8 protein-coding genes and 1 tRNA gene are annotated in these 7,527 nt (G+C 66.0%); 7 read left to right on the top strand and 2 right to left on the bottom strand.

What is annotated here, in order from left to right:
- The coding region (locus SGR02S_RS20325; protein WP_169799711.1) for a hypothetical protein at positions 1-180 on the top strand (180 nt) is incomplete at its 5' end.
- 115 nt (positions 181-295) lie between these two features.
- Positions 296-1,252 (top strand): tyrosine-type recombinase/integrase, encoded by a 957-nt coding sequence (locus SGR02S_RS18315; protein ID WP_169799710.1) that lies wholly within the window; start codon positions 296-298, stop codon positions 1,250-1,252.
- A gap of 32 nt (positions 1,253-1,284) precedes the next feature.
- Here the strand turns inward: SGR02S_RS18315 and SGR02S_RS18310 are convergent.
- Positions 1,285-1,358, bottom strand: a tRNA-Cys gene (locus SGR02S_RS18310).
- A gap of 246 nt (positions 1,359-1,604) precedes the next feature.
- On the opposite strand from SGR02S_RS18310, the gene SGR02S_RS18305 reads away from it, so the two are divergent.
- The 3 genes from SGR02S_RS18305 to SGR02S_RS18295 all read left to right on the top strand — a co-directional run bounded on the left by SGR02S_RS18305 (position 1,605) and on the right by SGR02S_RS18295 (position 4,393).
- Complete coding sequence (locus tag SGR02S_RS18305; RefSeq protein ID WP_067113443.1) at positions 1,605-2,267, top strand: protein-L-isoaspartate O-methyltransferase family protein; 663 nt, start codon at positions 1,605-1,607, stop codon at positions 2,265-2,267.
- Between the two features lie 35 nt (positions 2,268-2,302).
- Positions 2,303-3,796 carry a TolC family outer membrane protein gene (locus SGR02S_RS18300; protein ID WP_067113441.1) on the top strand — a complete coding sequence of 498 codons (1,494 nt, stop codon included), beginning with the start codon at positions 2,303-2,305 and terminating at the stop codon, positions 3,794-3,796.
- Positions 3,797-3,961: 165 nt separating this feature from the next.
- Positions 3,962-4,393 (top strand): DUF2497 domain-containing protein, encoded by a 432-nt coding sequence (locus tag SGR02S_RS18295; RefSeq protein WP_067113438.1) that lies wholly within the window; start codon positions 3,962-3,964, stop codon positions 4,391-4,393.
- A gap of 57 nt (positions 4,394-4,450) precedes the next feature.
- On the opposite strand, the gene SGR02S_RS18290 is transcribed toward SGR02S_RS18295, so the two are convergent.
- On the bottom strand, positions 4,451-6,265 hold the full coding sequence (locus SGR02S_RS18290; RefSeq protein WP_067113447.1) for a DUF885 domain-containing protein: 1,815 nt from the start codon (positions 6,263-6,265) through the stop codon (positions 4,451-4,453).
- Positions 6,266-6,444: 179 nt separating this feature from the next.
- Between SGR02S_RS18290 and SGR02S_RS18285 the strand changes: the two genes are divergently transcribed.
- Together SGR02S_RS18285 and SGR02S_RS18280 are read left to right on the top strand one after the other, a co-directional pair.
- Complete coding sequence (locus SGR02S_RS18285; RefSeq protein ID WP_067113434.1) at positions 6,445-7,101, top strand: peroxiredoxin; 657 nt, start codon at positions 6,445-6,447, stop codon at positions 7,099-7,101.
- A complete protein-coding gene (locus SGR02S_RS18280) occupies positions 7,098-7,472 on the top strand; it encodes an ArsR/SmtB family transcription factor (protein WP_067113431.1) in 375 nt (124 codons plus the stop codon). Before SGR02S_RS18285 ends, SGR02S_RS18280 begins: the two co-directional genes overlap by 4 nt.
- Positions 7,473-7,527 lie beyond the last annotated feature (55 nt).

The following is a 7,527-nucleotide window of genomic DNA, read 5'->3' as shown; positions in this document are numbered from 1 at the left end:
AACATCCGGGCCATGTGGGAATTGCTGGAGAAGATGGGGCAGGAACCCGTCTCGGTGAAACTTCATCAAGATGGCACCTTCCGCATCATGACACGCAAGCATGTCGAAGCGAAATACGGCAGCGTGGCCCCCTTGACCGGCAATCCGTGGGATCAGGTGTTTACTCATGCCCCGATATAAGCGGCCTCCATATGTCCACGTTTATCGGGACAGGCACGGCAAGGAGCGCATTTACTACAATCGGCCCGGCGTGAAGAAAATTCCACTTCCCGGTCCCCTCTACTCTGAGGCCTTCATGATAGCCTACCAAAAGGCCGTTGAGGGGGAGGCGCAGCAGATCGCACCTACTGCCTCCTCCCGCCTTGTGCCGGGCAGTTTCGGCGACCTCCTGCGGCGCTATTATACCGCCCCCGAGTTCCTGAACTTGGCACCGGCAACTCAGCGCAACTATCGACGGATATTGGAACGGTTCGCCGAGAAGTGCCGAGATTTACCCGTCGCAGGTCTCAAACGCTCTCACATCAAGACCTTGATCGGTCAGATGGAAGATCGACCTCAGGCCGCGAACAGCCTTTTGAAGCGTCTGAAAACTCTGCTGAACTTTGCTGCTGACATAGACATGATACAGCACAACCCGTTGCTAGGAATGCGCGGCTTGAAAGTCTCATCGGAGGGCTTCCACACTTGGACAGAGGAGGAGATCGCCCAATTTGAAGCGATCCACCCGATCGGCACCAAGGCGCGGCTTGCCATGGCGATCATGCTCTATACGGGGCAGCGCAAATCCGATGCCGTCAAGATGGGCTGGCAGCACGTGAAGGGTGACAGGATCGCCGTTCGTCAAGACAAGACTAATGCACTGGTGGATATTCCTATCCACCCGGAGCTGAAACGCGTCTTGGAGGGAACGCCGCGTCAGAACATGACGTTCCTCGTCACCGAATATGGCAAGCCGTTTACGGCTAACGGTTTCGGTAACTGGATGCGGGACAGGTGCGACGAAGCGAGCTTGCCGCAATGCTCATCACACGGGCTTCGGAAGGCGATGGCCAAACGCCTTGCTGAGGCGGGATGCTCGGTGAACGAAATCATGTCGATCACGGGCCACACGACAGAGGGCGAGGTGATCCGTTACACCAAGGAAGCCCAGAAGAAGGTGCTCGCCGATCACGCGATGAACGCTCTCCAGCACGGTAGGGCGCAGCGGAAATCTGCTAACCCTGTCCGCAAAGTTAGCAAATCGAAAGGATAAACCCTTGGGAGATTGCCATTCTCATCAAGGGGTGGAGGCCCGAGCCGGAATCGAACCGGCGTATACGGATTTGCAGTCCGCTGCGTCACCACTCCGCCATCGGGCCTCAGGCGCTCAAAATGCGTGGAGAAGCGCCCCTAGCGATTTCGGCGCACACTGGCAATCCGCTTGTTGCGCAATTTTCGGTGACACGCCGCCGCTTCGGCCGCGACGAGGCTTGGCGCAGGACGTCCGGGCGGCTATGCGCGGCGGCAGCCGGACTTCGTTGCTGTATTATAATTGCAATACAGCGCGGCATGGGCTAGAAGCTCCCGGCGGAAACGAACGAAACAGCAGAATCGGAAACCGGCTGATGGCAACCAAATACAGCGAATTGAGCGCGGCGGCGATGCGGGCGGCGATGGTCGACAGCCAGCTTCGCACCAGCGATGTCATCGATCCCGCCATCGTCGCAGCGATGGGAGCCGTCCCGCGCGAGGCGCATGTGCCCGCGCAGTTGGCGAGCGTCGCCTATATCGACCGCGCGATCGCGCTCGGCGGCGACCGGATGCTCAACCCGCCGCTCGTCACCGGACGGATGCTCGTCGCCGCCGATATCCAGCCGGGGCAGAAGGTGCTGCTGATCGGCGGCGCGACCGGCTATGTGGCGCGGCTGATCGCCATGCTGGGCGCCAAGGTTCATGCGGTCGAGGAATCGCCCGAGCTGATCGCGGTCGCCCGCACCGCCACGGCCGACACCGACATCCGCTGGATCGAGGGCCCCCTCACCGCCGGCGCGCCCGACGCCGCGCCCTTCGATCGCATCATCATCGACGGCGCGATCGAGCAGTTGCCCGACACGCTGGTCGGCCAGCTCGCACGGCGCGGCCGGCTGGTCGCGGCGCGGCGCGACGGCACGGTTACGCGGCTGGTGCAGGGCATCAAGACCGACGGCACGCTGGCGCTGCGTCCCTTCGCCGACATGGACGTCGCGCTGCTGCCGGGTTTTGCGGCCCCCCGGGGCTTCCGCTTCTGATTCTCCCCTTCCCTCTGGTTCAGGCTGGCAACAGGATGCACGACTCCGACATGAAACCCGTTCGCCGGGGATATTGGCTTGCCGGCATCGCCGCCGGGGCGTTCCTGCTGACCGCGACGCCGGCCGCCGCCGAGACGCTGCAGGGCGCGCTCGCCAAGGCCTATGAGAACAACCCGACGCTGACCGCCGCGCGCGCCGGACAGCGGGCGAACGACGAGAATGTCCCGATCCAGCGGAGCCAGGGCCTGCCGTCGCTTGGCGCGCAGGGCGATTATAGCGAAAATCTGGTGAAGCCCGGCAACAGCTTTTCCTCACCGACGCGGCTGATCGACGCCGGCGGCCGGCTTTCTGTCCCCATCTATCAGGGCGGCGCGGTGCGCAACGCGGTGCGCGCCGCGCAATATCGCGTCGAGGCCGGGCAGGCGGACCTGCGCGCGACCGAGGCGAGCGTCTTCGCGCAGGTCGTCGGCGCCTATATGGACGTGATCCGCGACACCGCGATCGTCCAGCTCAATCAAAAGAATGTGTCGGTGCTCCGCACCAATTTGCAGGCGACCAGCGACCGGTTCGAGATCGGCGACCTGACGCGCACTGACGTCGCCCAGTCGCAGGCGCGACTCGCGCTCGCCGAGGGCGACCTGCGCAGCGCCGAGGCGAATCTGATCGCCAGCCGCGAAACCTATATCCGCCTCGTCGGCGAGGCGCCGGTCGACCTCCAGCCGCCGCCGCCGCTGCCCGGCCTGCCCGCCAGCGCCGAGGATGCGGTCACGATCGCGCTGCGGGACAATCCCGACATCGACGCGGCGGACCAGCTCGTCCACGCCGCGCGCGCCGACATCGGCGTCGCGCGCGCCTCGCGCATGCCCAAGCTCGACGGCACCGTCAGCGGCAATTACACCAATTTCCTCGGCTCGGCGTCGAGCGGCGTTCCCGGCGTCGGCGTGTCGCAGAGCCAGACCAGCGCCGCCGCCGGCGTCACGCTGACGCTGCCGCTGTTCCAGGGCGGGCGGCCGGCGGCGCAGGTCCGTCAGGCGCAGGCGCGCACGAGCCAGGCGATCGAGACCTATGTCGCGACCGAGCGCGACGTGATCGCGCAGACGCGCGGGGCCTATGCCGCATGGCAGGCGAACGAGCGCGTCATCGCCGCGACCGAGCAGGCGGTCGGCGCCAACGCGCTGTCGCTGGAAGGGGTCCGTGCCGAGAACAGCGTCGGCACCCGCTCGATCCTCGACATATTGAATGCCGAGCAGGAATATCTGAACGCGCAGGTCCAGCTCGTCTCGGCGCGGCGCAACAGCTATGTCGCGGCCTTCTCGGTCCTCGCGGCGATGGGCAAGGCCGAGGCGCGCGACCTGGGGATCGAGGGCGGCCCGCTCTACGATCCGGCGGTCAATTACGAGCGCGTGCGCGGCCAGATCTGGGATTGGGCCGACGATCCCGCACCGCAGCAGCAGGCGACCGATACGCGCGCGGTGCCCGCCGCCGATGCCGGCGTCCCGGCCGACGCCAGCAACCTGCCGCACCAATAGGGCGTTCCAGCCGGGCGAAAACGGCCGGCGACCCCGAAAACGCGGCAAAACGCAAATCCGGGGTGCCGGGCGTGAAATCCGCAATCTGGGGCTTGGCAAGCCCCGCCCCGGACCTTTATGATCGTGGTTAACGCCCGCCGCGCGGGTTCACCGAAGGGGGCAAGGATGGGCGATCTGTCGCGAGAGCCGTCGATGGAAGATATCTTGTCGTCGATCCGGCGCGTCATCGCCCGTGACGAGGCGCCGGGCGCCGCGCGCGCCGCGCGCACCCCGGCCGACGACATCCTCGACCTGCAGGAGGAAGAGGCAGCGGTGGACGCGCTTCAAGATGCCGCACCAGCGGCGCCGGGCGGCGAGGAACTCGTGTCAGCCGCCAGCGCCGATGCCGCGCGCCAGTCGCTCGACGCGCTGACCGCCGCCGTCGCGCCTGGCACGGCCGCATCGCCCGCACCGCCGACCGGCGGCCGCACGATGGAAGAGGTGGTGATCGACACGCTCCGCCCGATGCTGAAGGACTGGCTCGACGCCAACTTGCCGGCGATCGTCGAGACGATGGTCGCAAAGGAGATCAGCCGGATCACCGGCCGCCGGCTCTAGGCGGTCTTCTCCGAGCGCTGGGAAAGCGAAGGCGGACGCGACCTCGTCCGCCCGCTCTCAGGAGCGCTTAGCTGCGATATACCGCTCCACTTGATCTTCCAGCAGGTCAAGCGGCAATGCACCTTCGCCCAGCACCGCCTCGTGAAATTCGCGGATATCGAAGCGTGGCCCCAGTTCGCGTTCGGCGCGCGCGCGCAGCTCGGCGATCTTGAGCTGGCCGACCATGTAGCTCGTCGCCTGCCCCGGCCAGTTGAAATAGCGGTCGACCTCGCGCGCGATGTCGGTATCCGACACCGAGCTGTTCGACCGGAAATATTCGATGGCCTGCTCGCGGGTCCAGCGCTTGGAATGGATGCCGGTATCGAGCACCAGCCGGATCGCGCGCCATACCTGCAGCGACAGCATCCCGAAGCGGTCATAGGGGTCCTTGTACAGCCCCATCTCGTTCGCCAGCCGCTCCGAATAGAGGCCCCAGCCCTCGACATAGGCGCCATAGCCGCCGAACCGGCGGAATTTGGGCAACCCCGCCAGTTCCTGCTGGCGCGCGATCTGGAAATGATGTCCCGGCGCGCCTTCGTGCGCGGCGATGGCCGCAACCTGCACCTTCTGCGTCTGGTTCATGTCGATCAGGTTGACGTAATAGATACCGGGACGCGAACCGTCGGCGGACGGCGAATTGTAGAAAGCGGTCGAAGCGGTCGCCTCGCGCCACTTCTCCACCGCGCGCACCTCCAGCGCCGCCTTGGGCAGGACGGAGAAATAGCGCGGTGCCGCCGCTATCGCCGCGGCGATCACCGCGCGCGCATCGTGCAGATACGCTTCACGGCCGGCCTCGCTGTTCGGATATTTGAATTGCGGGTCGGTGCGGATGTGGTCGAAGAACTGCTCGAGCGTGCCGTCGAAGCCGACCTCGCGCTTGATCGCCTCCATCTCCTGCCGGATCGCCGCCACCTGCGCGAGGCCCAGCCCGTGAATCTGGTCGGCGGTGAGGTCGGTGGTCGTCGAACGCTTCAGCCGATCGGCATAATAGGCCGCGCCATCGGGCAGGCTCCACACGCCGAAATTGCCCTTCGATTGCGGTTCGATCTCGTCGAGCGCCGCGATCAGCGCGTCGTAGCCGCGTTGGAACGGCCCGGTCAGCGCGGCGCCGGCTTCCTGCAGCAGCTTGTCCTTCACCGCGGCCGGCGCGTCGAGCGCCGTCACCTTCTTGCGGAAATCCGCCATCAGCGTCGAATCGGCGCCGCCATCGAAGGGCGCGCCGGTGATGACCTTGCGCGCATCGGCGCGCGCGGGGGCGAAATTGACCTTGTTCGGCACGATTCCCGCCGCGGCCTGCTCGCGCATCGACGCCGCGACCTCGCGCATCACGCGCTCGGTATCGCGCAGGCGGGCGATATAGGCTTCGGCGTCCGCGACGCTGTCGATCTTGTGGTTGTTGATGAGCAGCACGGGAATCTGGCCCGCCGGGCTGCCGTTCGTCGTGACCGGGAACCGCAGTTTGCGGAACCGGGCCGATTCGCGGCCGCGTTCGACCTCATATTCGAACAGCCGGTAGCTGACCCGGGCGCGCTCGCCGAGCTGCTCGGGCCGGAAGCGGGCGTGCAGGTCCCGAAGCTGTCGCTCGGCCAGTGCCTGTTCGCGCACCGCGGCGGCATCGGTATAATCGTCGAGCCGGTCATAGTCGGTCTTGAACCCCAGCCGTGTCTGCTCCTCGGGACTCAGCTTCACCCGCTCGTCATAGGCGCGGTCGAGAAATTCGAGCAGCGCTTCGTCCTGGGTGCCCGCCGGCGTTACCTGCGCCAGCGCGGGGGCGATCGCGGGGCCGAACGGCAGCGCGGGGAACAGCAACAGAGCAAGGGCCAGACGCATCATATTCTCCTGATCGAATGGTATCGCTTGTAACCGCGCTTCGGCCCGGCGCAATTGCCGCTCGTCGAAATTTCGCGGCGATTCCATCGCGCGCGCTCGCTTCGTCGTTTATCATGATGGTGTAAGCGTGTAGGTTCTTTCTTCACCCTTCAACCTGTCGGGAGCCGATATTGAGCGCGAGCATGGACGACCCCGGCCTGAGCCCCAGACCGCTCCGGATCGGCGAGGTCGCGCCCGATTTTCAGGCGCGCACGACGATGGGCGAATTGCGCCTGTCCGACTATCGCGGCCGGTGGGTGCTGCTGTTCTCGCATCCGGGCGACTTCACGCCGGTGTGCACCAGCGAATTCGTCGCACTCTCGCGCGCCGTCGATCGGTTCGATGCACTGAACTGCGCGCTCGTCGCGATATCGGTCGACAGCCTTTATGCGCATCTGGGCTGGATCCGTGCGATCCGCGACCATTTCGGCGTGACGGTCGGCTTTCCGATCGTCGAGGATCCGTCGATGGTGATCGGCCGCGCCTATGGGATGATCGCGGCGGACGCGATCGACGCGGCGACGCTGCGCGCGACTTTCTTCATCGACCCGGACGGCGTCGTCCGCGCCCGCATCTGCTATCCCGCCACCGTCGGACGGTCGGTCGAGGAACTGCTGCGCGTCGTCGCCGCGCTGCAACGGGTCGACCGCGACAATGTCGTGACGCCCGAAGGCTGGCGCCCGGGCGACGACGTGCTGCTGCCGCCCTGCCACGATCAGGCGTCGGCGCTTGATGCGGCGGAAGGGCCCTGCTGGTTCCACCAGACGCGGACCGACAGCGATGGAAAGACGGGCCGGTGACGCGCTTCACGGAGACCGAACTCGGCACGATCGCGGCGCTCCTGAAGGCGCTTGCGCATGACGTGCGGCTCAAGCTGGTGCACACGCTGCTCGAAAGAGGCGAAACGTCGGTGGGCGAGCTCGAAAGCCTGACCGGCATCGGCCAGCCGGGCCTGTCGCAGCAGCTTGCGATCCTGCGAAAGGCGGAGCTGGTCAAGACCCGCCGCGACGCGAAACTCGTTTTCTACAGCCTCGTCCCCGAAACGCTGCAAGGCACGGCAAAATTGCTCCGCGCACTGTCGGCTTCTTCGCCCGAAGCGCCCGGGCCGGAGCAGGCGCGCGCGCGATCGCGCGTGCGGGGCTCGGCAGCCAGCTTCGCCAAGATGGTTTGAGGTTTGTGGGGATTCGGATAGCGGCGGATCTTCTCGTCACCCTGAACCTGTTTCG

Source organism: Sphingopyxis granuli NBRC 100800 (assembly GCF_001591045.1).
GTDB lineage: Bacteria > Pseudomonadota > Alphaproteobacteria > Sphingomonadales > Sphingomonadaceae > Sphingopyxis > Sphingopyxis granuli.
Note: the sequence above shows the minus strand (reverse complement) of the source record. Positions and strands in the feature narration are given on the sequence as shown.

Coding starts and splice junctions, on each gene's coding strand:
- SGR02S_RS18305 (WP_067113443.1), top strand. CDS start 1,605: ATGGCAACCAAATACAGCGAATTGAGCGCGGCGGCGATGCGGGCGGCG.
- SGR02S_RS18315 (WP_169799710.1), top strand. CDS start 296: ATGATAGCCTACCAAAAGGCCGTTGAGGGGGAGGCGCAGCAGATCGCA.
- SGR02S_RS18290 (WP_067113447.1), bottom strand. CDS start 6,265: ATGATGCGTCTGGCCCTTGCTCTGTTGCTGTTCCCCGCGCTGCCGTTC.
- SGR02S_RS18285 (WP_067113434.1), top strand. CDS start 6,445: ATGGACGACCCCGGCCTGAGCCCCAGACCGCTCCGGATCGGCGAGGTC.
- SGR02S_RS18295 (WP_067113438.1), top strand. CDS start 3,962: ATGGGCGATCTGTCGCGAGAGCCGTCGATGGAAGATATCTTGTCGTCG.
- SGR02S_RS18300 (WP_067113441.1), top strand. CDS start 2,303: ATGCACGACTCCGACATGAAACCCGTTCGCCGGGGATATTGGCTTGCC.